The following is a 22,891-nucleotide window of genomic DNA, read 5'->3' as shown; positions in this document are numbered from 1 at the left end:
CGGCGCGTCTTGCCGCGCCGCGCCCCCCGCCCCCCCGGCGCGGCGCGCCCCCCCCCCCCCCTCGAAGGGGGTGGTTGTGACACGAGTGGCCGTGTCCAGGGTGCTGTGCCGGGGATCAGGACACGATGTCCTTGCGCGCGAAGCCCCGGAAGGCCAGCGCGAACAGGATCAGCGCGTACGTCACCGAGATCGCCGCGCCCTTGGCCATCCCTCCCCACTCCAACTGCGGTTGGAGCGCGTCCGCCCAGGCGAACTGCCAGTGCGCGGGCAGGAAGTCGCGCCAGGAGCCGAGCGCCGTGACGGCGTCCAGGACGTTGCCGATGATCGTCAGTCCGACCGCTCCACCGACGGCGCCCAGCGGGGCGTCGGTCCGGGTGGAGAGCCAGAACGCGAGCCCGGCCGTGACCAGTTGGGAGACGAAGATGAACGCGACGGCCAGAGCCAGCCGGGGCAGGGTCTCGGCCGCGGGAAGGGCGCCGCCGGTGGGGAGCCGCAGGGGCCCCCAGCCGTAGGCGACCGTGCCCGCGGCGAGCGCGACCAGCGGCAGCAGCACCATCGCGGCCGCGCTGAAGCCGAGCGCCACGGCCAGCTTGGACCAGAGCAGCCGGGCCCGGGGGACGGGCGCGGCCAGCAGATAGCGCAGCGACGACCAGCTCGCCTCCGAGGCCACGGTGTCCCCGCAGAACAGCGCGACCGGGACCACGAGCAGGAAGCCGGCGGAGACGAAGAGACAGGTCGCGGCGAAGTTCGCTGCCGACGCCGTCGCCGTGTCCATCAGCGTGATCCGGCCGTTCCCGTTGCCGTCCGGGCCCCCGCCGATCGCGAAGGCGATGATCAGGACGAACGGCAGGGCGGCGAGCACCGCTCCCATGACCAGCGTGCGGCGCCGCTTGAGCTGCCGTACGGCCTCGACGCGCAGCGGCAGGGTGTGCCGCGCCCGGTAGCCGGGTGCGGTCTCCACCAGTTCCGCGGTCGTGCTCATGCGGATCCTCCTCCGATCAGGGTCAGGAACGCGTCCTCGAGGCGCCGGTGCGGACCCACACCGGTCACGGGCACGTCCAGGCGGACGAGTTCGCCGATCAGCGCGGTCGCGTCGGCCCCGTCGAGGCGGACGAGCAGCCCGCCCTCGGTCCGTGCGGCCGAGCCGATCCCGGGTAGCGCGTCGATCTTCTCGACGAGCGGGTCCGGGACGGTGTCCCCGAGCGTCACGAGCAGGGTGTCCCCCGCGCCGGTGATCTCGCCGACGGGCCCGGCCTGCACGAGCTGCCCGCGGTCCATCACCACGAGATGGGTGCAGGACTGCTCGACCTCCGAGAGGAGGTGGCTGGAGACGATGACGGTCCGGCCCTCGGCGGCGTACCGGATCATCACGTCCCGCATCTCGCGGATCTGTGGCGGGTCGAGTCCGTTGGTCGGTTCGTCGAGGATCAGCAGATCCGGCAGGCCGAGCATGGCCTGTGCGATGGCGAGCCGCTGCCTCATGCCCTGCGAGTACGTCCGTACGGCGCGGGCGAGCGCGTCACCGAGACCGGCGATCTCCAGGGCCTCCTCGATGTGTGCGTCCTCGGCGGGGCGGCCGGTGGCCTTCCAGTACAGCTCCAGGTTGTCCCGGCCGGACAGATGCGGCAGGAAGCCCGCACCCTCGACGAAGGCGCCGACCCGGGAGAGCACCGGGGCGCCGGGCCGGATGGCCTGGCCGAAGACCCGGATCTCCCCGTCGTCGGGGCCGATCAGACCCATGAGCATCCGCAGGGTGGTGGTCTTGCCGGCGCCGTTGGGCCCGAGCAGACCGAGGACCTGCCCCTGTTCGACGCGGAAGGACAGATCCCGTACCGCGTACCGGTCGGAGGACTTGGCGTACTTCTTCGTCAGCCCGGTGATCTGCAGCGGTACGGCGGCGAGTGCGGGGTCCGGGGCGGGGGCCGCGGTCCGGCGCCGCGCGGTGAGCAGCAGTGTGCCGGCGATCAGCGCTCCGGCGAGCGGCAGGCCCCACACCCACCAGGGCATCGCGGCCGCCTGGGTGTCCACGGCGGGCGCGGTGGGGACCGTCAGCGGGCCCTCCACGGCGACGGTGTAGCCGGCCGGCGCGGCCGGGGAGGCGTAGCCGAGGTCGGTGGCGGAGAGCACCAGCGCCAGCCGGTGGCCGGCCTCGACCTCGTGGTCGATCGCGGGCAGCGTCAGCTCGACGCTCCGGCCCTTCCCTGCCTCCTCGACGCGGACGGGGGTGACCAGTTGGGCGGGCAGCACCTGCTGTCGTCCGTCCGGGCCGACGTCGTACACCTTGGCGAACAGCACGGCGGAACCGTCCGCGCTGTCCGAGGTGACCTTGACGCGGACGGCCGGCGAGCCCGTGATCCGTACCGGCTCGGCCAGTGGCTCCGCCTCGAACCGGGCGTACTGGCCGGGGAAGTCGAGGGAGAGCCCGACGCCGAGGGAGGAGAGCTGGGAGAGCCCGCCGCCGACGCCGGGGACCGCGGAGATGGCGGGCGGGCCCGCGCCGGCCGGGTTGGCGAAGGACTGCGGACGGCCGCCTTCCAGCGGCAGGGACAGCGCGTCCCCCGCGTCGCCGGAGAGCCCGGAGTAGCGGTCGGAGCTCGCGCCGCGCAGCTGCGCCTGCCCGTCGGTGGAGTCGACTCCTCCGGCGCGGCTGACGCGGAACGCGGGACCGGTGTCGGCGCCCTGGTCCTGCTTGAGGTGACGGTCGAACCAGCCGCTGATCCGGGCCTCGACGCGTTCGGTCTCGCGGTTGCCGCCGTCGTGGCCGCCCGCGATCCAGTCGACGGCGACGGGCGCGCCGTTGGCGCTGATCGCCTTCGCCATGGCGTCGGCGTGGCCGAGCGGGAAGAGGGAGTCGGTCTGGCCCTGGACGATCAGGGCGGGGACCTTGATCCTGCCGCCGACGGCGGAGGGGCTGCGGGCCTCCAGGAGCGTGCGGGCGGCGGCGTCGGGCCGTCCGGAGACGGCGACGCGCTGGTAGAGGGAGCAGAGTTCGGGCGTGAAGCGTCCGCAGGGACCGCTCGCGCCGGGCTGGTCGCCGGCGGGCTGCCGGTTTCCGCCGTTCGGCTGGTTGCCGGCGGAGAAGAAGATGCCCGCCCAGAGCTTCTTGAAGACGCCGTTCGGGAAGAGGGCGTCGGCGAGGTTCCAGTACGTGATCTGGGGCGCGATCGCGTCGACGCGGGTGTCGTACCCGGCGGCGAGCAGCGAGACCGCGCCGCCGTAGGAGGCGCCGGTGACGCCGACGCGCGGGTCGCCGTCCTTGTCGAGCAGGACCTCGGGCCGCTTGGCGAGCCAGTCGATGAGCCGCTGGACGTCCTTGACCTCGTGGGCGGGGTCGTTGAGTCCGATCTGCCCGGTGGAGGCGCCGAATCCGCGCGCCGACCAGGTCAGCACGGCGTATCCGTCGCGGGCGAGTTTCTCGGCCTGGGCGCGGACGTCGTCCTTGGAGCCGCCGAAGCCGTGCCCGAGGAGGACGGCGGGCCGCTTCTCGGCACCGCCGGCGGTGTAGTAGGAGGTGTCGATCCGTGCCCCGGGCATGTCGAGCACCTGGTCCGCGCGGTCCACGGGTGGGGGTTCGTCCGTGGCGACGGCGGTCCAGGTGCCGGCGCCCGTGAGCACGGCGAGGGCGGCGGTGACCGCGGCCCACCGGGGAAGTCGGAGCTGCATGTCCACGAGCGTAGGCGGACAGCCTGTGGGACACGGCTGCCCCGGGGCGGAAATCGCGGGCCTCCTGGAGTCGTACCGGACTACGGTCGCGTACACCAGGCGCGGTATGCGCGCCGCGATCCGGGGCGGGTGAGCCGAAGGGTGCCGCGGGCGCCCGGGGGCGAGCCGAGCCCTCGAAGGGGAGGGCCGGGGATGGAGATCCGACGGGCGACGACGGTGGCCGAGCTGATGGCCGCGGCGCACCTCTATGACGATCCGCCGCGCGAGGCGTGGGCGGAGCGGTTCCTGGCCGCGCCCGGGCATCTGATGCTGATCGCGTACGCGGAGGGCGGGTTCCCGGCCGGTCTGGTCTCCGGGATCGAGATGCTCCACCCGGACAAGGGGGTGGAGATGTGTCTGTACGAGCTGTCGGTGGACGAGACGTATCGGCGCCGGGGCATCGGCCGGGCGCTGACACGGGCGCTGGTGACCGAGGCGCGGGCGCGCGGCTGTTACGACGCGTGGGTCGGCGTGGACACGGACAACGAGCCGGCGCTCGCGACGTACCGGTCGACGGGGGCGCGGGACGACGGTGAGTTCACGATGCTGACGTGGGGTTTCGGCGTGAAGGACCGGTGAGGGGACCGGACGACCTCTTGTACGTCACATGCCGACACGAGACTCTGTGGCGCACCAACCGCCCGTACCTGCCGGTAACCCGGCCCACGAAAGGTTCAGGTGCCCCACCACATGACCCGAATACCTCGCCGCGCCATGGCGATCGTCCCCGTCCTCGCGCTCGCCGCCGGCCTGCAGTTCGCCGTCTCCCCCACCGCCCAGGGCGCCCCGATCGGGGACCTCCGGCTCGCCCCGGCCTCCCTCGCGATCGAGAACAGCTGGATCGTCGTCCTCAAGGACGGCTCGACGCGCGCCGCCGATCTGGGTGTGAAGCCGAAGCACGAGTACACCACCGTCCTCAAGGGCTTCTCGACCTCGATGTCCCAGTCCAGGGCCGAGGCCCTGGCCGCCGACCCTCGGGTGGCGTACGTCGAGCAGAACGCGACCGTCCGGGTCGCCGACACGCAGACCGGCGCCACCTGGGGTCTGGACCGGATCGACCAGCGGAACCTGCCGCTGTCGACGACGTACACCTCCGACACGACGGCGTCGAACGTCACCGCGTACATCATCGACACCGGAATCCGCACCTCGCACAGCGAGTTCGGCGGCCGGGCGAGGGTGGGCACGGACACCGTCGGCGGCGGTCAGAACGGCCAGGACTGCCAGGGCCACGGCACGCACGTCGCCGGCACGGTCGGCGGCGCGAAGTACGGCGTCGCCAAGGGCGCGAAGCTGGTGGCGGTACGCGTCCTGGACTGCAACGGCTCCGGCTCCACGGCCGGCGTGATCGCCGGAGTCGACTGGGTCACGGCCAACGCGGTCAAGCCGGCCGTCGCCAACATGAGCCTGGGCGGCGGGGTGAACGCCTCGCTGGACGACGCGGTGAAGCGTTCGATCGCCTCGGGCGTCACGTACGCGGTCGCCGCGGGCAACGGCAACATCCTCGGGCTGCCGGCCCGGGCCTGCAACTACTCCCCGGCTCGGGTCCCCGAGGCGATCACGGTCGGCGCGACGGACTCCGCCGACAAGCGGGCGTCCTTCTCCAACTACGGCACGTGCGTGGACCTGTTCGCCCCGGGCGTGTCCATCACGTCGGCGTGGAAGGACAACGACACGGCGGCGAACACCATCTCGGGCACGTCGATGGCGACCCCGCACACCGCGGGCGTGGCCGCCCTCTACCTCGCGACCCACCCGACGGCCACCCCGGCCCAGGTGAGCACCGCGCTGGTGAACAACGCCACCGCCGGCAAGGTCCAGAACCCCCTGTCGGGTTCCCCGAACAAGCTGCTGCACTCGATCTTCTAGGCGCGGCCCGCTAGCCGACCAGATGCCCGAGGAGCTCCGTGCCCGCCCGGTACGGCCGCTCCTCGGGCATCCGCGTGCGCGCCTCGTCCAGCCGCCCCTCCCGCACCAGCGCGTGGATCTCGTGCGCCAGTGGTGTGACGTCCCGTACGGCGACGGTCCATTCGTCCGCGTAGCGGCGGGACGCCTCGCCCGTGAGGCCGAGTTGGAGGGAGCGGTGCGGGAGGGCGGCGAGCCGCAGGTTCCGTTCGGGGTCCCACTGGACGCGGGCCGGGGACCGGCGCAGATCGCGCTTCCAGGTGGTCTGGTCGGGGTGGACGTCGCGGTCGTAGTGCGACAGGCAGGCGTTGCTCAGGGCCCATTCGAAGCCCTCGCGGGTGATCTCGACCGCGAGGACCGTCTGCTGGCCCTCCTTCAGGCCCCAGCCGCAGCGGTACATCATCCACAGGAACGAGGGCTTGATCCACGTCATCCGGTCCCGCTTCCAGGCGGGCGGGAACCGGCCCTCGCGGGCCGCCGGGAGGCCGATGGACGGGGCGTACGCCTGGTAGACGGTCACCGTCGACTCGGTGTGCAGGGCGCGGATCTGGTACTTCGGTGGATCAACGGACATGGCCCCCAGGGTGCGTCGTCGCGCGCCCTGGGGGCCAGTCGTTTTACGGGTCGGTCAGTGGTTGCGCGGGAAGCCCAGGTCCACGCCGGCGGGGGCGTCGGACGGGTCCGGCCAGCGGGTGGTGACGACCTTGCCGCGGGTGTAGAAGTGGACGCCGTCGTTGCCGTAGATGTGGTGGTCGCCGAAGAGCGAGTCCTTCCAGCCACCGAAGGAGTGGTAGCCCACCGGCACCGGGATCGGCACGTTCACGCCGACCATGCCCGCCTGGATCTCCAGCTGGAAGCGGCGGGCCGCGCCGCCGTCGCGGGTGAAAATCGCGGTGCCGTTGCCGAACGGCGAGGCGTTGATGAGGGCGACGCCCTCCTCGTACGTCTCGGTGCGCAGCACGCACAGCACCGGGCCGAAGATCTCGTCCTGGTACGCCTTCGCGGTCGTCGGCACGTGGTCCAGGAGCGACAGGCCGATCCAGTGGCCGTCCTCGAAGCCGTCCACCGTGTAGCCGGTGCCGTCGAGCACGACCTCGCAGCCCTCGTCGGCCGCGCCCTTCACGTACGAGGCGACCTTGTCGCGGTGGACGGCCGTGATGAGCGGGCCCATCTCGGAGGTCGGGTCGTTGCCGGGGCCGATCTTGATCTTCTCGGCGCGCTCACGGATCTTCTGCACCAGCTCGTCGCCGATCGCGCCGACCGCGACGACCGCCGAGATCGCCATGCAGCGCTCGCCGGCCGAGCCGTACGCCGCCGAGACCGCCGCGTCCGCGGCCGCGTCCAGGTCCGCGTCCGGCAGCACCAGCATGTGGTTCTTCGCGCCGCCGAGCGCCTGGACGCGCTTGCCCTTGGCGGAGGCGGTGGTGTGGATGTAGCGGGCGATGGGCGTGGAGCCGACGAAGGAGACCGCCGTGACGTCCGGGTGCTCCAGGAGGCGGTCCACGGCCACCTTGTCGCCGTGGACGACGTTGAAGACACCGTCCGGCAGGCCCGCCTCGGCGAGCAGCTCCGCGATCTTCAGCGACGGCGAGGGGTCCTTCTCGCTCGGCTTGAGGATGAAGGTGTTGCCGCACGCGATGGCGAGCGGGAACATCCACATCGGCACCATGGCCGGGAAGTTGAACGGCGTGATGCCGGCCACCACACCCACCGGCTGGCGGATCGCGGCCACGTCCACCCGGTTCGACACCTGGGTGGACAGCTCGCCCTTGAGCTGGGTGGTGATGCCGCAGGCCAGGTCGACGATCTCCAGACCGCGGGCGACCTCGCCAAGCGCGTCCGAGTGGACCTTGCCGTGCTCGGCCGTGATCAGCTCGGCGATCGCGTCCCGGTTGGCGTCGAGCAGCGCGCGGAACTTGAACAGGATCGTGGTGCGCTGCGCGAGCGACGCCGTGCCCCAGGTCTCGAACGCGGTCTTCGCGGCGGCCACGGCCGCGTCGACCTCGTCGACCGAGGCCAGGGCGACCTTCGTGGTCACGGCACCGGTGGCCGGGTCGGTGACCGGGCCCCAGTTGCCCGACGTGCCCTCGACGGTCTTGCCACCGATCCAGTGGTTGACGGTCTTCGTCATGACGAACTACTCCTTCAGAGATGGCGGCGTCGGGCGGTGACGTGCCGGTCGTACTCCTCCCGGGCCTTGACCGCCGACGGGCGGGTCGAGGTCTCGGCCACGGGCACATCCCACCATGCCTGGGCGGGGGGCGGGCCCGACACTGTGTCTGCCGTTTCGGTCTCGACATAGACACATGTGGGAACGGTCGACGTCCGGGCGCCGGCGAGGGCTTCCCGCAGGTCACGTACGGTGCGGGCGGTCAGCACCCGCATTCCGAGGGAGGCCGCGTTGGCGGCCAGGTCGACGGGGAGCGGCGCGCCGGTGAACCGCCCGTCCGGGTCCCGGAAGCGGTACGCGGTGCCGTACCGCTCACCGCCGACGGACTCGGAGAGCCCGCCGATGGAGGCGTACCCGTGGTTCTGCAGGATGACCACCTTGATGGGGAGTCCCTCCTGCACGGCCGTGACGATTTCGGTCGGATTCATCAGATACGTACCGTCTCCGACGAGCGCCCAGACCGGCCGCCCGGGCGCGGCGAGCGCGACCCCGATCGCCGCCGGGATCTCGTAGCCCATGCACGAGTACCCGTACTCGACGTGGTACTGGTCGGTCGACCGGGCCCGCCAGAGCTTGTGGAGATCGCCGGGGAGCGAGCCGGCCGCGTTGATCAGGATGTCGTCCTCGGTGACCAGAGTGTCGAGGACGCCGAGGACCTGCGGCTGGGTCGGCCGGGCGTTCTCGTCGGGGACGGCGTAGGCGCTGTCGACCCGCTCCTGCCAGTCCTGCTTCGAGGAGCCCCAGTCGGCCGGCTCCCGCCGGTGGTCGCCGAGCGCCTCGGTGAGCGCGGTCAGCCCCTCGCGGGCGTCGGCGACGAGCGGCAGCGCGGCCTGCTTGTGGGCGTCGAAGCCGGTGATGTTGAGGTTGAGGAAGCGGACGCCGTCGGGGAAGAGGGTCCCGGAGGCGGTGGTGAAGTCGGTGTAGCGGGTGCCGACCCCGATGACCAGATCGCTGGTCCGGGCCAGCTCGTTTGCGGTGGAGCTGCCGGTGTGGCCGATGCCGCCGGTCTCGCAGTCGTGGTCGTACGGCAGGACGCCCTTGCCGGCCTGGGTGGTGGCGACGGGGATGCGGGTCCGCTCGGCGAAGGTGCGCAGGGCGCCCTCGGCCCCGCTGTACCGGACCCCGCCGCCGGCGATGATCAGTGGACGCCGCGCGACTCCGATCGCTTCGACGGCGGCTTCGAGTTCGGCCGTGTCGGGGCGGGGCCTTCGGACCGTCCACGTCCGCTCGGCGAAGAACTCCTCCGGCCAGTCGTACGCCTCCGCCTGGACGTCCTGCGGCAGCGCGAGCGTGACCGCGCCGGTCTCGACGGGGTCGGCGAGGACCCGCACGGCGGCGAGCGCGGCCGGGATCAGCGCCTCGGGGCGGGTGATCCGGTCGAAGTACTTCGACACGGGCCGCAGGCAGTCGTTGACCGACACCTCGCCCGCGTACGGGACTTCGAGCTGCTGGAGGACGGGGTCGGCGGGGCGGGTGGCGAAGCCGTCGCCGGGCAGCAGCAGGACGGGCAGCCGGTTGATCGTGGCGAGCGCGGCGCCGGTGACGAGGTTGGTGGCACCGGGGCCGATCGAGGTGGTGACGGCGTGCGTGGAGAGCCGGTTCGACTGGCGCGCGTAGCCGACGGCCGCATGCACCATGGCCTGTTCGTTGCGCCCCTGGTGGTACGGCATCTCCTCGCCGTACTCGACGAGGGCCTGGCCGATCCCGGCGACGTTCCCGTGACCGAAGATGCCCCAGGTCGCGGCGATCAACCGGTGCCGTACGCCGTCGCGTTCGGTGTACTGCGCGGCGAGGAACCGCACCAGGGCCTGCGCGACGGTCAGCGTGCTCACTTGTACCCCTCCGAGTGGTCGGGGTGGAAGCAGATCTTCCACTCCCTCTCCGGTCCTGGTCCCGCCATCACGTTCAGGTAGTACATGGCGTGGGACGGCTCGGCGATCGACGGGCCGTGCCAGCCGTCCGGCACGAGGACGGCGTCGCCGCTGCGGACCTCGGCGACGAGGTCGGCGCCGCCGGGCCGAGAGGGGGAGATCCGCTGATAGCCGAGGCCGCCGTCGGCGATCTCGTAGTAGTAGATCTCCTCCAGCTCGGACTCGGTGCCGGGGCGGTGGCGGTCGTGCTTGTGGGGCGGGTAGGAGGACCAGCTGCCGCCGGGGGTGATCACCTCGACGGCGATGAGGCGGTCGGCCTCGAAGACGTCCGCGGCGGCGAAGTTCCGTACCTCACGGGCCTGGTTGCCGCTGCCGCGTGCCTCGACGGGTACCTCCGGCGCGGGGCCGTAGCGAGCGGGGAGTCGTCGCTCGCACTTCGCTCCTGCCAAAGCGAAGCGGCCTCCTGCGCCGGAGGCGATCTGGACCCGGGCGTCGCGGGGCACGTACGCGAAGTCGGACACTCCGCCGAACACGCTCTCGCGGCCCAGGAGTTGGAGCTTCCGGCCGTCGACGTGCACCGTACAGCCGCCGGTCAGCGGAAGCACGATCCACTCGCTGTCCCCGGTGTCCAGGAGGTGGGTGTCTCCCGGGCCCAGTTCGAGGACGCGCAGTGCGGAGTACCCCCAGCCGGCCCGGTCGGGGTCGATGTGGAGGGCGTACGGCCCGTGGGAGGCGGTCCCGGCGGGCAGATGGAGAGAGGTCATGGGTGGTGCGTACCCCTTCCTACCGCGTCGTGCAGCAGGCTCGCAGCGGTATCGACGGCTCCGGCCACATCTCCGTCCGGGGGATAGAGCAGCGAACGGCCGACGACGAGCCCCCGGACGGTGGGCAGGCGGAGCGCGCCGCGCCATTTCTCGTACGCGAGTTCCTGCGCGTCCGGGCCGGAGCCGGGGTCTCCGCCGAGGAGGACGGCGGGGAGGGTGGTGGTCTCCATGACGCGGGCCATGTCGTCGGGGTGTTCGGTGACCGGGACCTTGAGCCAGGTGTAGGCGGAGGTGCCGCCGAGGCCGGAGGCGATGGCGAGGGAGGTGATGACGGCCTCGGCGGAGAGGTCGGTGTGGAGCCGGCCTGCGCGGTCGCGGCGGCAGAGGAAGGGTTCGACGAAGACGGGCAGCCGCAGGCCGGCCATCTCGTCGACGGCGCGGGCGGCGGAGTGGAGGGTGGAGAGCGAGCCGGGGTCCTCGGGATCGATCCGCAGCAGGAGCTTTCCGGCGTCGAAGCCGAGCCGGGCGAGGTCCTGGGGGCGGTGACCGGTGAACCGGTCGTCGAGCTCGAACGCGGCCCCGGCGAGGCCGCCCCTGTTCATGGAGCCGACGGCGAGGCGGCCGTCCAGGGCGCCGAGGAGGAGCAGGTCGTCGAGGATGTCGGCGGAGGCGAGGACGCCGTCGACTCCGGGGCGGGAGAGCGCGAGGCGGAGCCGGGCGAGCAGATCGGCCCGGTCGGCCATGGCGTACGGCCGGTCCCCGACGGCCAGCGCACCACGGGCGGGATGGTCGGCGGCGATGATCAGCAGCCGATCGCCGCCCTGGAACAACCCCCGCGTCCGCCGCCGCGCGGCCGCCTCGGCGACGGCCTCGGGATGATGCGCCCGCAGGGCGACGATCCGCTCGACATCGACGGCCTCGAGCCCGACGCCGGGCACCCCGGCCCCGCCCCGCGCGAGCCGCCGAGGCGGCGCGGGGTGCGCGGCACGACGGAGGGGATCGGACGGGGGGTGCGGGGCGGCGGGCACGGACCCGGTCCCGCCGGGCGCCGCTGCCGAGGCTCGGGGCTCCCGCTCGGCGGACGAGGCACCGTTCCCGGCACCGCTCTCCGCGGGCGAAGGCGGCGGCGCGCCGCGTCCCGGCGGCCTCCGCGCCGCGGCGCCGGGCGCCCGCTCGGCGGGAGCCCCTGAGGCACCGGGCTCCGCGCCCGTCGGCGACGGCGCGGTGTCCGGCCTCGGGCCGCCGGCTCGGCGGTGGGCTGCGCGGGTGCGCCAGGTGTCGCCGGGGCGGCCGGTCATGGGGTGCGCTCCGGGATCGAGCCCGTGCCGGTCGCGAGGGCCTGCTCGATCTCGTCCGCGTACGGCATCGCGGGCGAGCAGGCGAGGCGGCCGGCGACGATGGCGCCCGCCGCGTTGGCCCAGCGGATCGTACGGTCGAGGTCCCAGCCGGCGAGCAGCCCGTGGCACAGCGCCCCACCGAACGCATCGCCCGCACCGAGCCCGTTGACCACCTCGACCGGCAGCGGCGGCGCCTCCGCGCTCTCGCCGTCGGCGGTCATCGCGAGAACGCCCTTGGGCCCCTGCTTGACGACCGCGAGCCGCACCCCGGCGGCGAGCAGCGCGCGGGCGGCGGCGTGCGGCTCGCGCTCCCCGGTCGCGACCTCGCACTCGTCGAGGTTGCCGACGGCGACCGTGGCCGCGCTCAGGGCCTCGCGGTAGAGCGGTCGTGCCTCGGCCGGGTCCGGCCAGAGGACCGGACGCCAGTCCAGGTCGAGAACGGTCGGATCCGCACCGCCCCGCTCCCGCAGCGCCCCCAGCGTCGCCGACCGGCTGGGCTCGACGCTCAGCCCGGTCCCCGTCACCCAGAACGCCCGCGCCGAACGGATCGCCGCGAGGTCCAGCTCATGCGGGTGGATCTCCAGGTCGGGGGCCCGGGGACGGCGGTAGAAGTGGATCGGGAAGTCGTCGGGCGGAAAGATCTCGCAGAAGGTGACCGGCGTCGGGTACTCCTCGACGGCGGTCACCCACCGGTCGTCGACACCGAACCCGCGGAGCTCCTCGTGCAGATAGGCGCCGAAGGGGTCCGCCCCGGTCCGGCTCACGAGGGCCGTCCGCCGGCCGAGCCGGGCCGCCGCCACCGCCACGTTCGCGGGCGAGCCGCCCAGGAACTTCCCGAAGGTCTCCACCCGGGCGAGCGGAACCCCGATCCGGAGCGGGTAGAGGTCCACGCCGAGACGCCCCATCGTGATCAGCTCGTACGGCTCCGCATCCACGCGCGCCACCTCTCGCCTCGGCCCCGCACCCAGGTCTAGCCGTCCGCCCCGAACCCTGTCAACGCTATGTCCTTACATTCGGACGAGCGTCTTGACGCGTCGTTCCGGGCGCGGCCAAGGTGGCTCTCATGACGAAGCCGTCGCCTCTGTCCCGTATCCGTATCGGCTCCGCGCCCGACTCCTGGGGCGTCTGGTTCGCCGACGATCCCCGGCAGGTCCCCTGGCAGCGCTTCCTCGACGAGGTCGCCGGCGCCGGTTACGAGTGGATCGAACTCGGCCCGTACGGCTATCTGCCCACCGACCCCGCGCTCCTGGCCGAGGAGACCGGCCGCCGGGGCCTGCGCGTCTCGGCCGGGACGGTCTTCACCGGGCTGCACCACGGCCCCGCCGTCTGGGACAGGACCTGGGCCCATGTCGCCGAGAACGCGGCCCTGGCCCAGGCGATGGGCGCGGAGCACCTCGTCGTCATCCCTTCCTTCTGGCGGGACGACAAGACGGGCGAGGTGCTCGAGGACCGCAGGCTCACCGCCGAACAGTGGCGGAATCTGACCGGTCTGACCGAGCGCCTGGGCCACGAGGTCCGGGAGCGCTACGGCCTGCGCGTCGTCGTCCATCCGCATGCGGACACCCATGTCGACAGCGAGGAGAACGTGGCCCGCTTCCTGGACGCCACCGATCCCGACCTGGTCGCGCTCTGCCTGGACACCGGGCACTACGCGTACTGCGGCGGCGACAGCGTCAAGCTGATCGAGACCTACGGAGAGCGGATCGGCTATCTGCATCTCAAGCAGGTCGATCCGGAGATCCTGGCCGGCGTCGTCGCGGACGAGCTGCCTTTCGGTCCGGCCGTGGCCCGGGGTGTGATGTGCGAGCCACCCTCAGGTGTACCCGCCCTGGAGCCGGTCCTGGCCGCGGCGCAGGCCCTGGACGTGGAGCTGTTCGCCATCGTCGAGCAGGACATGTATCCGTGCGATCCCGACAAGCCCTATCCGATCGCGGTCCGCACCCGCCGCTTTCTGCGCTCCTGCGGGGCATAGGGGCTGGAGCGCCCCGATGACGGCAAGGCGCGCCGGTCCGCACGTATCTGACCGTGCGCCACTTACGTCACATCCGTCCCGCTGTCGTCACACATATCTCCATTACGCGGGCTTTCCGTCACAGCCGTACGACAGCCGCTCTCCTCCCGTCACAGGGTGTCGTTCAACGGGCACAGGCTCAGTGATCGCCAGCGCTTGCCTTGCAGCTCCCCCGAACGGCACCCCCGCCGCCGCTGCGAGGCGCGCAGGGAGGTGCCCGCATGACGGAACGAAGGCTCTGGTCGTACAAGGACATTGCCGCGCACATCAAGGTGCAGCCGGACACCGTGCGCTCCTACCGGAAGCACGGTCTCCTGCCGCCGCCGGATCACGTCGAGTCGGGCAAGCCGTACTGGTACTCGGACACGATCCACGCCTGGGTGGCCAACCGCCCGGGCAACCGGAGCCGCCGCGACTGACCTCGCGCCCGGTACGAGCTCGTGACACATCTCGTGGCACGAGCTTGCGGCCCCGGGGCCGCAGCACGAGGGCCCCGGCCCCGAGGGCCGCAGAGGGCCCCGCACCCGACACCGGTGCGGGGCCCTCGACCCGTCCGGGGGCGCTCAGAGCCAGGGCCGGATGACCGTCACGCCCGAACCCGGCGCCGAGCCCATCGCCGCCAGCGCGGCCGGGGCGGCCGCCAGCGGCATGGTGGACGTGACGAGCCGGTCGGGGCGCAGGCTGCCCGTACGGACCATCTCCATCATCGGGCCGTAGGCATGGGCGGGCATGCCGTGGCTGCCGAGGATCTCCAGCTCAAGACCGATCACCCGGGCCATGGGGACGACCGGGTCCCCGGCAGCCGGGGGGAGCAGCCCGACCTGGACGTGCCGGCCGCGGCGGCGCAGGCTCTCCAGCGAGGCGGCGCAGGTGACCGGGGAGCCGAGCGCGTCGAGCGAGAGATGGGCTCCCCCGCCGGTCAGCGCCCGCACCGCCGCGGCCGTCCCGCCGGGCGTCGAGGCGAGGGCGGAGGCGTCGACGCACTCCGCCGCCCCGAACGCCCGCGCCAGCTCAAGGGCCTTCGGCGAGACGTCGACGGCGACCACCCGCGCCCCGGAGGCCGCCGCGATCATCACGGCCGAGAGCCCGACGCCGCCGCACCCGTGCACGGCCACGAACTCGCCCGCCGCGACCCGCCCCTGGGCGACCACCGCCCGGAACGCGGTCGCGAACCGGCACCCGAGCCCGGCCGCCGTCTCGAACGACAGCTCCTCGGGCACGGTCACCAGGTTCACGTCCGCGTGGTCGAGCGCTACGTACTGGGCGAAGGAGCCCCAGTGGGTGAAGCCGGGCTGGGTCTGGCGCTCGCAGACCTGCTGGTCCCCGGCCGCGCAGGCCGGACAGCTCCCGCAGGCGCAGACGAAGGGCACGGTGACCCGGTCGCCGGGCTTCCAGTCGGCGACGTCCGCCCCCACCGCCTCCACCACACCGGCGAGTTCGTGCCCGGGCACGTGCGGCAGGAGGATGTCGGGGTCGTGGCCCATCCAGCCGTGCCAGTCGCTGCGGCACAGCCCGGTCGCCTCGACCCGGACGACCACACCGTGGGCGGAGGGAGTGGGGTCCGGCACGTCCCGGACCTCCGCCTCCTGCCCGTACCGCTCGAACACCACTGCCTTCATGGGCCCGCCCTTCACCGCCGCACCGGAATCCGACCCTCCAACCTAGCGGCCGACAGACTCCTTGTCCCGGGCGTCCTCGGCCACGCCTTCCGACGCCTCCGCCCTCTCCGCGTCCTCCTCTTCCGCCATCCGCGCCTGCCCCGGCTCCGTGACCGGTGCCGTCTCCGCGCCGCCCTCGCTGATGCCGAACCTGTCGTGGAAGCGGCGCAGCGGGCCGGGCGCCCACCAGGTCAGCCGCCCCGTCAGCTTCATCACGGAGGGGACGAGCAGGCTGCGCACCACCATCGCGTCCATCAGCACGGCGAGCGCGACGCCCAGACCCAGCATCTTGGTGTTGGTGACCCGGGAGGTGCCGATGGCCACCATCACGACGGCGAGGATCACGGCGGCGGCGGTGATCAGCCCGCCCGTGCGGCTCAGTCCGAATCGCACCGCGTGCTCGTGGTCGCCGGTGGCGTCGTACTCCTCCTTGATCCGGGAGAGCAGGAACACGCCGTAGTCCATGGAGAGTCCGAAGGCGACGCAGAACATCAGCACCGGAAGGGTCGTCTCTATGTCACCGGTCGGTGTGAAGCCGAGCAGCCCGGACAGATGACCGTCCTGGAAGACCCAGACGACCGCTCCGAACATCGCGGTGAGGCTGAGTGCGTTGAGGACGACCGCCTGGAGGGGGATCAGCACACTGCCGGTGAGCAGGAAGACCAGAAGCAGGGTGACGACGACGATGATCGCCGCCGCCCAGGGCAGCCGCTCGGCTATGGCGTCCTTGGAGTCGACGAGAACGGCGGCCGCTCCGCTCACCGAGGTGTCGAACGGTGCTTCCTGCGCGCGCAGTTCGCCGACGACGCTCTGGGCGGTGGACCCGACGGCTTCACCCTCGGGCACGACCGTGAAGTACGCGTGGGTCTGCGCCCCGGCGCCGGAGGTGACCGGACCGTCGACCCGGTCGATCCCGTCGATGACCTCGATCCGCTCGCGGTACTCGGCGTACTGCGCGGGCGTGGCCCGGCCTTCGGCGAGGACGGTGAGCCCGCTGCCCGGGCTGCCGGGGAAGCCGTCCCGCAGCTCGTCCTGGACCACTCGGGACTCGGCCGTGGCCGGCAGCTGCCGGTCGTCGGCGGTGCCGAACTTCACGTCCAGGAAGGGCAGTCCGAGCAGGACGAGCCCCGCCGTGGTGGCCACGACGAACACCGGCGCACGGCGCATCACCAGCGCCGCCGTCCGCGCCCAGCCGGACCCGCTCCCCGCCCCGTCGGCGCCGGCCCCTGCGGCCGCGGGCTTCCGCCCCCGCCGGAACAGCCGCCGCAGGTCCAGCGCGTTGACCCGCTCGCCGAGCAGCAGGAGCGCGGCGGGCAGCAGGATCAGGGCGGCCGCCGCGGCGAGCAGCACCACCGCGATGCCCGCGTAGGCGAAGGAGCGCAGGAAGTACTGCGGGAAGACGAGCATCGCGGCGAGCGAGACGGCCACGGTCAGGGCGGAGAAGAGCACGGTCCGCCCGGCCGTCCGCAGCGTGGTGCCGATGGCGGCCTGCGGGTCGGCGCCGGCGGCCAGCTCCTCGCGGAATCGGCGGACCACGAACAGGGCGTAGTCGATGGCGAGTCCGAGCCCCAGGGCGGTGGTGAGGTTCTGCGCGAAGACCGAGACGTCGGTGAACTCCGTGATGCCGCGCAGCACCGCGTTCGTCCCGAGGATGGCCACGATGCCGATCCCCAGCGGCAGGAGCGCGGCGACCGCGCTGCCGAAGACCATGACGAGCAGGACGAGCGTCACCGGCAGGGCGATCAGCTCGGCGCGCAGCAGGTCCTCCTGGATGACCGTCTGCATTTCGTGCCGTACGGCCAGGGGCCCGCCGACGGAGACCTCGACCGGCCCGTGCGTGCCCCGGTACTCGGGGGCGATCTTGCGGAGGATCTCGCCCGCCGCCTTCTCCTCGCCCTCGATGCGGGCGGCTATCACGGCCTGCCTGCCGTCCTCGGAGCGCAGGGCGGGGGACTTGGTCCCCCAGTACGAACCGACGCCGCTCACCCCCGGCTCGGCGTCGAGCCGCTCCGCCAGCCTCTGGGCTTCGGCGGCGACGGCGCCGTCGTCGACCCCGGCCGCGCCCGCGTCGAGCAGGAGGAGCAGATTGGGCTGGGAGGCGGGGAACTCCCGCTCCAGGACCTGTGTCGCATAGGTGGATTCGGCGTCGGGGTCCTCCCAGCCGCCGCTGCCCATCCGGTCCGCGACCCCGCCGCCCGCGAGGACGGCGAGTGCGGTGATCACGAGCGCGACCAGCAGCGACAGGCGTGGCCTGGCCGTCACGAACCGGGTCCACCCCCCGCCCCGGGCGGGCCCTGAATTCTTGACTTCGGCCATGACGCGGTGTCCCCTTCACCGTGACCCAGCGCTCGCTTCCCGGTAGGCGCCATGGGTCGACCATTGCCATAGACTGGCAAACACGAGCGATCACTCGCGTTTATCAAAAATGCGAGCGACCACTCGCGTTTGTCAAACGTGTTGAGGAAGCTGGGGACAGCCATGTCCGAAGAACCGAAGCCGCGCCGCCGCCAGGCCCGCGGCGAGCGCCGTATCGCGCAGCTGCTCCAGGCCGCCGCGAACGTCTTCTGCGCGAACGGGTACACGGCGACCAGCACCAATGCGATCGCCCGGGAGGCCAGCGTCTCCCCCGGCACGCTCTACCAGTACTTCCCCAACAAGGAGGCGATCGCCGTCGAGCTCGGCGACCGCCTGCTGCACCAGATGCGCGAGGCCCACGGCCAGGCGTTCACCCCGGAGAACTTCGAACTGCCGCTACCCGAACTGCTCGACGCGGTCCTCGACCCGATGATCGAGTTCAACTGCCAGAACCCGGTCTTCCTCGCCCTGATGCACGGCTCCGAGGTCCCCGGCAAGATCGCGGAGGAGCACGACGAGCTGCATGCCTCGCTGCTCGCCCGCGTCGGCGACCTGCTCGGCCACTACCTCCCCGACCTGCCGGCCGACGATCGCGCACGCATCGCCGACATGACCTTCGCGGTCTTCAAGGGCGGCCTCGCGCTGGTCCTCGCCGCCCCCGAGGGCCCCGAACGGGACGCCACGATCGCCGAGCTGAAGACCGCCCTCTACCGCTACCTCGACCCGGTCATCGGGGATGCGAACGTCACCTGCCCGAGCCCGGTCACCACGACTCCGACTCCGTGATCGACTCCCTCGGCGGCGCCTTCCGCCCCGCGCCCGCCCTGAGCTTCAGCGCGAGGAGCGGGAAGACGAGGACGGACACCATCCCGGCGCCCACGAGCGCCGCCGCCTCGCCGGCCGTCATCGCCTTGCCGTCGACGCCGATGGTCGTGATCGCGACGACGAGCGGCAGGGCCGTCGAGCTGTAGAGCACCAGCGCGCCGCGGTCCGCGCGGCCGAGGTCACGCGGCGCCAGGAACAGGACCGGACCGCCGCGCACCACCAGGAAGAGCAGCAGGAAGACCGACAGGAGCAGCAGTGTCCGCCCGCCGTCGAGCAGCGACGCCAGGTCGAACTCGATACCGGTGACGACGAAGAAGACCGGCACCAGGAAGCCGAAACCGACAGCCTCGACCTTCTCCAGGACGGCCGGACCCGACTCCGGGGCGGCGCCGGTCAGGACAAGCCGGGTGATCAGGCCGGCGGCGAAGGCGCCGAGGAGCACGTCGAGACCGAGGGCCTGCGAGGCCCCCAGCATCAGGGCGAGCAGCAGGAAGACGAAGCGCACCGCGAACTGGCCACTGGTGTGCAGCGTCTTGGCGATGACCCGGGAGAACCACGGCGGCCTCGGCCGCAGCGCCCAGAACACCGCCGCCGCCGTGAGCGCCGCGAAGACCGCGAGCAGCGCCGTCGACTGCCCCGGGCTGCGTCCGCTCAGGAGCAGCGCCATCGCGATGATCGGTCCGAACTCCCCCACCGCGCCGAAGGCCATCACCACCGAGCCGAACCGGCCGTGCAGTTCGCCCGCGTCCCGCAGCACCGGCAGGACGGTTCCGAGTGCAGTGCTGGTCAGCGCCACGCCGATGAAGACGCCTTCGTGGAATCCGCCGCCCAGCAGCACCCCGGCACCGAGCCCGAGCGCCAGGGCGAGCACCCATGCCCAGACCGAGCGCGTGAGGGTGTCGCCGCGGACCTTGCCGAACTCGATCTCGTACCCCGCGAGGAAGATCAGCATCGCGAGGCCGAGCTCCGAGAGGCCGTCGATCAGCGCGTCCGTGTGGGCCCAGCCGAGGACGTCGGGACCGATGAGGATGCCGAGCAGGATCTCGAAGATGACGAGCGGCACGGGCAGGCGGCGCCCCACTCCGTAGGCCAGCAGCGGCGCCAGGACGGCGATCGCCATGATCAGGATCAGCGTGGTCCCGGATTGTGACATGTCGGGTATCTACCACGCCGCACCCGCCCGGCCGCGTTCGCTCGCGCGGCACGGGCGGGGCAGGAGTGGATTTCATACCCCCTAGGGGTATAATCTGTGCTTCAGTACGAGCCTGAACCAGTACCGCCCTCGAAGAGGAGACCGTCATGACCGCCGAGACGAAGACCGAACTCACCACCGTCTACCAGGTCAAGGGAATGACCTGCGGGCACTGTGAGGGCGCGGTCTCCAGTGAGATCTCCGAGATCGCCGGCGTCTCCTCCGTGACGGCCGTGGCCGCGACCGGCCAGGTCACCGTGGTCTCCGAGACCCCGCTCGACGAGGCCGCCGTCCGCGCCGCCGTCGACGAGGCCGGCTACGAGCTCGTCGACCAGGCCTGAGGCCCGAAGGCCGGGGCGCAGGCCCCGGCGCAGGCCCCGGCGCCCGCACCACCCCACGGCATAACCCGGCAGGGCCGTACCGTTACGACGGTACGGCCCTGCTCCCCTTTGGAACGGCACATGACCTCCAGTCCCGCCTCCCCCCTCACCACCGAGCTGACCATCGGCGGGATGACCTGCGCCTCCTGCGCGGCTCGCGTCGAGAAGAAGCTCAACCGCATGGACGGCGTCACCGCGACCGTCAACTACGCGACGGAGAAGGCGCGGATCGAGCACCCGCCGGAGGTCGAGGTCGCCGACCTGATCGCCACGGTCGTCAAGACGGGGTACACCGCCGAGGAACCCCCGCCACCGGAGCCCGAGCCGACGCCGGGAACCGGCACGGACACGGAGCCGGAGAGCGTGCGGGACGAGGCCCCGGAGCTCACGTCGCTCCGTCGGCGACTGACCGTCTCCACCCTCCTCTCCGCGCCCGTCGTCCTGCTCGCCATGGTCCCGTCCCTCCAGTTCGACACCTGGCAGTGGCTGTCCCTGACCCTCGCGGCGCCGGTCGTCGTCTGGGGCGGGCTACCCTTCCACCGCGCCGCCTGGACGAACCTTCGGCACGGCGCCGCGACCATGGACACCCTCGTCTCGGTCGGCACCCTGGCCGCCTTCGGCTGGTCGCTGTGGGCCCTGTTCCTCGGCGACGCCGGCATGACCGGGATGCGCCACCGCTTCGACCTGACCGTCGACCGCGCCGACGCCGCCTCCAGCATCTATCTGGAGGTCGCGGCCGGCGTCATCACCTTCATCCTGCTCGGGCGCTATCTGGAGGCCCGGGCCAAGCGGAAGGCGGGCGCCGCGCTCCACGCCCTGATGGAGCTGGGCGCCAAGGACGTGGCGGTGCTGCGGGGAGGCACGGAGGTACGGATTCCGGTGGCCGCCCTCCGGGTCGGCGAGCTGTTCGTCGTACGGCCCGGGGAGAAGATCGCCACCGACGGCACCGTGGCCGAGGGCGCCTCCGCCGTCGACGCCTCCATGCTCACCGGAGAGTCCGTCCCGGTCGACGTCACAGCCGGCGACCCGGTGAGCGGTGGATTCGTGAACACCTCCGGCCGGCTCGTCGTCGAGGCGACCCGGGTCGGAGCGGACACCCAGCTCGCCCGCATGGCGAAGCTGGTCGAGGACGCGCAGAACGGCAAGGCCGAGGTCCAGCGCCTCGCCGACAGGGTCTCCGCGGTCTTCGTGCCGATCGTCCTCTTCATCGCCCTCGGCACCCTGCTGACCTGGCTGTTCGTGGTCCAGGACACCACGGCCGCGTTCACCGCGGCCGTCGCCGTACTGATCATCGCCTGCCCCTGCGCCCTGGGCCTCGCCACCCCGACCGCCCTCATGGTCGGCACCGGCCGCGGCGCCCAGCTCGGCATCCTCATCAAGGGCCCCGAGGTCCTGGAGTCCACCCGCCGCGTCGACACCGTCGTCCTCGACAAGACGGGAACCGTCACCACCGGCCGGATGCGGCTCCAGAAGGTGTACGCGTACGAGGGTGAGGACGAGGCCGAGCTGCTGCGCCTCGCGGGCGCCCTGGAGCATGCCTCCGAGCACCCGGTCGCCCAGGCGGTCGCCGCCGGCGCCGCGGAGAGGCTCGGGCACTCCGCGGTCGAACTCCCCGTACCGACGGCCTTCGAGAACGTGCCCGGCCTCGGCGTGCGCGGCACGGTCGACGGCCACCAGGTCCTGGTCGGCCGCGCGGCCCTCCTTGAGGCCGAGGGCATCGACGTACCCGGCGTGCCGGAGCCCGGCGCCGTCCTGGTCGCCTGGGACGGCCGGGCCCGCGGAGCCGTCACGGTCGCCGACGCGGTCAAGGAGACGAGCGCGGAGGCCGTGGCCCGGCTGCGCGCCCTCGGCCTGACACCGGTCCTGCTGACCGGCGACGGGCGGGCCGTCGCGGAGACGGTCGCGGCCGAGGTGGGCATCGACGCGGACCAGGTCCACGCCGAGGTGCTGCCGCAGGAGAAGGTCGACGTGATCCGGCGCCTCCAGGCCGAGGGCCGGACGGTCGCGATGGTCGGCGACGGCGTGAACGACGCGGCCGCGCTCGCCACCGCCGACCTGGGCCTGGCGATGGGCACCGGCACGGACGCGGCCATCGAGGCGAGCGACCTGACGCTGGTCCGCGGCGACCTGCGCGTGGCGGCGGACGCCATCCGCTTGTCCCGCCGGACCCTGGCGACGATCAAGGGGAACCTGGGTTGGGCCTTCGGCTACAACTGCGCCGCTCTGCCACTCGCGGCACTGGGACTTCTCAACCCCATGATCGCCGGTCTGGCCATGGCCTTTTCGTCCGTCTTTGTCGTGACAAACAGCCTGCGACTTCGGCGGTTCACGTGAATTCACCTACACGTGACGCACAGGACCTTCACAAAGAGACCTAGATCACAGATATTTAGGGGTAACCATTCGGGCCGTTCGCGAGTCTAAGTGGGCGATGCCAAGAACGTCTTGGGGGACGTTCATGGGATGTCTTGGGGGACGTCTCAGGCAAGCGTTGGCCGGGGCACGTGCACCGGGGAGCTTTGAGCGGCCCTCCCGTACGTACGTACCCCGGCAGACCGCGTAGACCCGCCTAGCTTCTGCTGAACCCGGCAGACGCCCGGCCCGGATCCCGTGGGGGGAATCCGCACCGGGGATATGGAAAGCGCCCCCCCCCCCCCCCCCCGGGGGGGGGGGGGGGGCGGGGGGGGTGGGGGGGGGTCGGTGGGGGGGGGGGGGCCCCGG

The 22,891-nt window shown here is 72.5% G+C and carries 18 protein-coding genes; 7 read left to right on the top strand and 11 right to left on the bottom strand.

Annotated features, from left to right (window positions below; translation table 11 throughout):
- Nucleotides 1-115 precede the first annotated feature (115 nt).
- Both ACFVZW_RS01310 and ACFVZW_RS01305 read right to left on the bottom strand, forming a co-directional pair.
- Complete coding sequence (locus tag ACFVZW_RS01310; protein ID WP_383553813.1) at nt 116-982, bottom strand: ABC transporter permease; 867 nt, start codon at nt 980-982, stop codon at nt 116-118.
- Nucleotides 979-3,663 carry an alpha/beta fold hydrolase gene (locus ACFVZW_RS01305; protein WP_384514963.1) on the bottom strand — a complete coding sequence of 895 codons (2,685 nt, stop codon included), beginning with the start codon at nt 3,661-3,663 and terminating at the stop codon, nt 979-981. Before ACFVZW_RS01305 ends, ACFVZW_RS01310 begins: the two co-directional genes overlap by 4 nt.
- A gap of 192 nt (nt 3,664-3,855) precedes the next feature.
- Between ACFVZW_RS01305 and ACFVZW_RS01300 the strand changes: the two genes are divergently transcribed.
- Entirely contained in the window at nt 3,856-4,281 is a 426-nt protein-coding gene (locus tag ACFVZW_RS01300; RefSeq protein ID WP_384514960.1) for a GNAT family N-acetyltransferase, read from the top strand.
- Nucleotides 4,282-4,392: 111 nt separating this feature from the next.
- Entirely contained in the window at nt 4,393-5,571 is a 1,179-nt protein-coding gene (locus ACFVZW_RS01295; protein ID WP_384514957.1) for a S8 family peptidase, read from the top strand.
- A gap of 10 nt (nt 5,572-5,581) precedes the next feature.
- Here the strand turns inward: ACFVZW_RS01295 and ACFVZW_RS01290 are convergent, their stop codons facing one another.
- From ACFVZW_RS01290 to iolC, 6 genes are all read right to left on the bottom strand, one after another.
- Nucleotides 5,582-6,181, bottom strand: coding sequence for a DUF4291 domain-containing protein (locus ACFVZW_RS01290; protein ID WP_384514954.1), 600 nt, complete (start codon nt 6,179-6,181; stop codon nt 5,582-5,584).
- A gap of 54 nt (nt 6,182-6,235) precedes the next feature.
- A complete protein-coding gene (mmsA, locus tag ACFVZW_RS01285; RefSeq protein WP_384514951.1) occupies nt 6,236-7,738 on the bottom strand; it encodes a CoA-acylating methylmalonate-semialdehyde dehydrogenase in 1,503 nt (500 codons plus the stop codon).
- Nucleotides 7,739-7,752: 14 nt separating this feature from the next.
- Nucleotides 7,753-9,609 carry a 3D-(3,5/4)-trihydroxycyclohexane-1,2-dione acylhydrolase (decyclizing) gene (gene iolD / locus ACFVZW_RS01280; protein WP_384514948.1) on the bottom strand — a complete coding sequence of 619 codons (1,857 nt, stop codon included), beginning with the start codon at nt 9,607-9,609 and terminating at the stop codon, nt 7,753-7,755.
- On the bottom strand, nt 9,606-10,412 hold the full coding sequence (gene iolB / locus ACFVZW_RS01275; protein WP_384514945.1) for a 5-deoxy-glucuronate isomerase: 807 nt from the start codon (nt 10,410-10,412) through the stop codon (nt 9,606-9,608). Before iolB ends, iolD begins: the two co-directional genes overlap by 4 nt.
- Nucleotides 10,409-11,350, bottom strand: coding sequence for a deoxyribose-phosphate aldolase (locus ACFVZW_RS01270; protein WP_384514942.1), 942 nt, complete (start codon nt 11,348-11,350; stop codon nt 10,409-10,411). Before ACFVZW_RS01270 ends, iolB begins: the two co-directional genes overlap by 4 nt.
- Before the next feature lie 356 nt (nt 11,351-11,706).
- On the bottom strand, nt 11,707-12,654 hold the full coding sequence (gene iolC, locus ACFVZW_RS01265; protein ID WP_384515042.1) for a 5-dehydro-2-deoxygluconokinase: 948 nt from the start codon (nt 12,652-12,654) through the stop codon (nt 11,707-11,709).
- A gap of 158 nt (nt 12,655-12,812) precedes the next feature.
- Here iolC and ACFVZW_RS01260 point away from each other — a divergent pair, with 158 nt between their 5' ends.
- On the top strand, nt 12,813-13,721 hold the full coding sequence (locus ACFVZW_RS01260; RefSeq protein ID WP_384514939.1) for a sugar phosphate isomerase/epimerase family protein: 909 nt from the start codon (nt 12,813-12,815) through the stop codon (nt 13,719-13,721).
- Nucleotides 13,722-13,981: 260 nt separating this feature from the next.
- Nucleotides 13,982-14,179, top strand: coding sequence for a helix-turn-helix transcriptional regulator (locus ACFVZW_RS01255; RefSeq protein WP_384514936.1), 198 nt, complete (start codon nt 13,982-13,984; stop codon nt 14,177-14,179).
- A gap of 144 nt (nt 14,180-14,323) precedes the next feature.
- Here ACFVZW_RS01255 and ACFVZW_RS01250 read toward each other — a convergent pair whose 3' ends face one another.
- Both ACFVZW_RS01250 and ACFVZW_RS01245 read right to left on the bottom strand, forming a co-directional pair.
- Nucleotides 14,324-15,379 (bottom strand): zinc-dependent alcohol dehydrogenase family protein, encoded by a 1,056-nt coding sequence (locus ACFVZW_RS01250; protein ID WP_384514933.1) that lies wholly within the window; start codon nt 15,377-15,379, stop codon nt 14,324-14,326.
- 42 nt (nt 15,380-15,421) lie between these two features.
- A complete protein-coding gene (locus ACFVZW_RS01245) occupies nt 15,422-17,734 on the bottom strand; it encodes an MMPL family transporter (protein WP_384514931.1) in 2,313 nt (770 codons plus the stop codon).
- A 162-nt stretch (nt 17,735-17,896) separates the two neighbouring features.
- Here ACFVZW_RS01245 and ACFVZW_RS01240 point away from each other — a divergent pair, with 162 nt between their 5' ends.
- Nucleotides 17,897-18,559 (top strand): TetR/AcrR family transcriptional regulator, encoded by a 663-nt coding sequence (locus ACFVZW_RS01240; protein ID WP_384514928.1) that lies wholly within the window; start codon nt 17,897-17,899, stop codon nt 18,557-18,559.
- Here the strand turns inward: ACFVZW_RS01240 and ACFVZW_RS01235 are convergent.
- Nucleotides 18,537-19,751: a cation:proton antiporter gene (locus ACFVZW_RS01235; RefSeq protein ID WP_384514925.1), complete on the bottom strand. Its 1,215-nt coding sequence runs from the start codon at nt 19,749-19,751 to the stop codon at nt 18,537-18,539. The genes ACFVZW_RS01240 and ACFVZW_RS01235 overlap by 23 nt on opposite strands.
- 146 nt (nt 19,752-19,897) lie before the next feature.
- Between ACFVZW_RS01235 and ACFVZW_RS01230 the strand changes: the two genes are divergently transcribed.
- Complete coding sequence (locus tag ACFVZW_RS01230; RefSeq protein ID WP_384514922.1) at nt 19,898-20,131, top strand: heavy-metal-associated domain-containing protein; 234 nt, start codon at nt 19,898-19,900, stop codon at nt 20,129-20,131.
- 120 nt (nt 20,132-20,251) lie between these two features.
- Complete coding sequence (locus tag ACFVZW_RS01225) at nt 20,252-22,504, top strand: heavy metal translocating P-type ATPase (protein WP_384514919.1); 2,253 nt, start codon at nt 20,252-20,254, stop codon at nt 22,502-22,504.
- Nucleotides 22,505-22,891: the final 387 nt, after the last annotated feature.

The organism is Streptomyces sp. NPDC059567 (assembly GCF_042735655.1).
Taxonomy (GTDB): domain Bacteria; phylum Actinomycetota; class Actinomycetes; order Streptomycetales; family Streptomycetaceae; genus Streptomyces.
Note: the sequence above shows the minus strand (reverse complement) of the source record. Positions and strands in the feature narration are given on the sequence as shown.

Excerpts from the sequence above, each read along its gene's own strand:
- ACFVZW_RS01310 (WP_383553813.1), bottom strand. The coding sequence starts at position 982 with ATGAGCACGACCGCGGAACTGGTGGAGACCGCACCCGGCTACCGGGCG.
- ACFVZW_RS01305 (WP_384514963.1), bottom strand. The coding sequence starts at position 3,663 with ATGCAGCTCCGACTTCCCCGGTGGGCCGCGGTCACCGCCGCCCTCGCC.
- ACFVZW_RS01300 (WP_384514960.1), top strand. The coding sequence starts at position 3,856 with ATGGAGATCCGACGGGCGACGACGGTGGCCGAGCTGATGGCCGCGGCG.
- ACFVZW_RS01295 (WP_384514957.1), top strand. The coding sequence starts at position 4,393 with ATGACCCGAATACCTCGCCGCGCCATGGCGATCGTCCCCGTCCTCGCG.
- ACFVZW_RS01290 (WP_384514954.1), bottom strand. The coding sequence starts at position 6,181 with ATGTCCGTTGATCCACCGAAGTACCAGATCCGCGCCCTGCACACCGAG.
- mmsA (WP_384514951.1), bottom strand. The coding sequence starts at position 7,738 with ATGACGAAGACCGTCAACCACTGGATCGGTGGCAAGACCGTCGAGGGC.
- iolB (WP_384514945.1), bottom strand. The coding sequence starts at position 10,412 with ATGACCTCTCTCCATCTGCCCGCCGGGACCGCCTCCCACGGGCCGTAC.
- iolC (WP_384515042.1), bottom strand. The coding sequence starts at position 12,654 with ATGGGGCGTCTCGGCGTGGACCTCTACCCGCTCCGGATCGGGGTTCCG.
- ACFVZW_RS01260 (WP_384514939.1), top strand. The coding sequence starts at position 12,813 with ATGACGAAGCCGTCGCCTCTGTCCCGTATCCGTATCGGCTCCGCGCCC.
- ACFVZW_RS01255 (WP_384514936.1), top strand. The coding sequence starts at position 13,982 with ATGACGGAACGAAGGCTCTGGTCGTACAAGGACATTGCCGCGCACATC.
- ACFVZW_RS01250 (WP_384514933.1), bottom strand. The coding sequence starts at position 15,379 with ATGAAGGCAGTGGTGTTCGAGCGGTACGGGCAGGAGGCGGAGGTCCGG.
- ACFVZW_RS01245 (WP_384514931.1), bottom strand. The coding sequence starts at position 17,734 with ATGGCCGAAGTCAAGAATTCAGGGCCCGCCCGGGGCGGGGGGTGGACC.
- ACFVZW_RS01240 (WP_384514928.1), top strand. The coding sequence starts at position 17,897 with ATGTCCGAAGAACCGAAGCCGCGCCGCCGCCAGGCCCGCGGCGAGCGC.
- ACFVZW_RS01235 (WP_384514925.1), bottom strand. The coding sequence starts at position 19,751 with ATGTCACAATCCGGGACCACGCTGATCCTGATCATGGCGATCGCCGTC.
- ACFVZW_RS01230 (WP_384514922.1), top strand. The coding sequence starts at position 19,898 with ATGACCGCCGAGACGAAGACCGAACTCACCACCGTCTACCAGGTCAAG.
- ACFVZW_RS01225 (WP_384514919.1), top strand. The coding sequence starts at position 20,252 with ATGACCTCCAGTCCCGCCTCCCCCCTCACCACCGAGCTGACCATCGGC.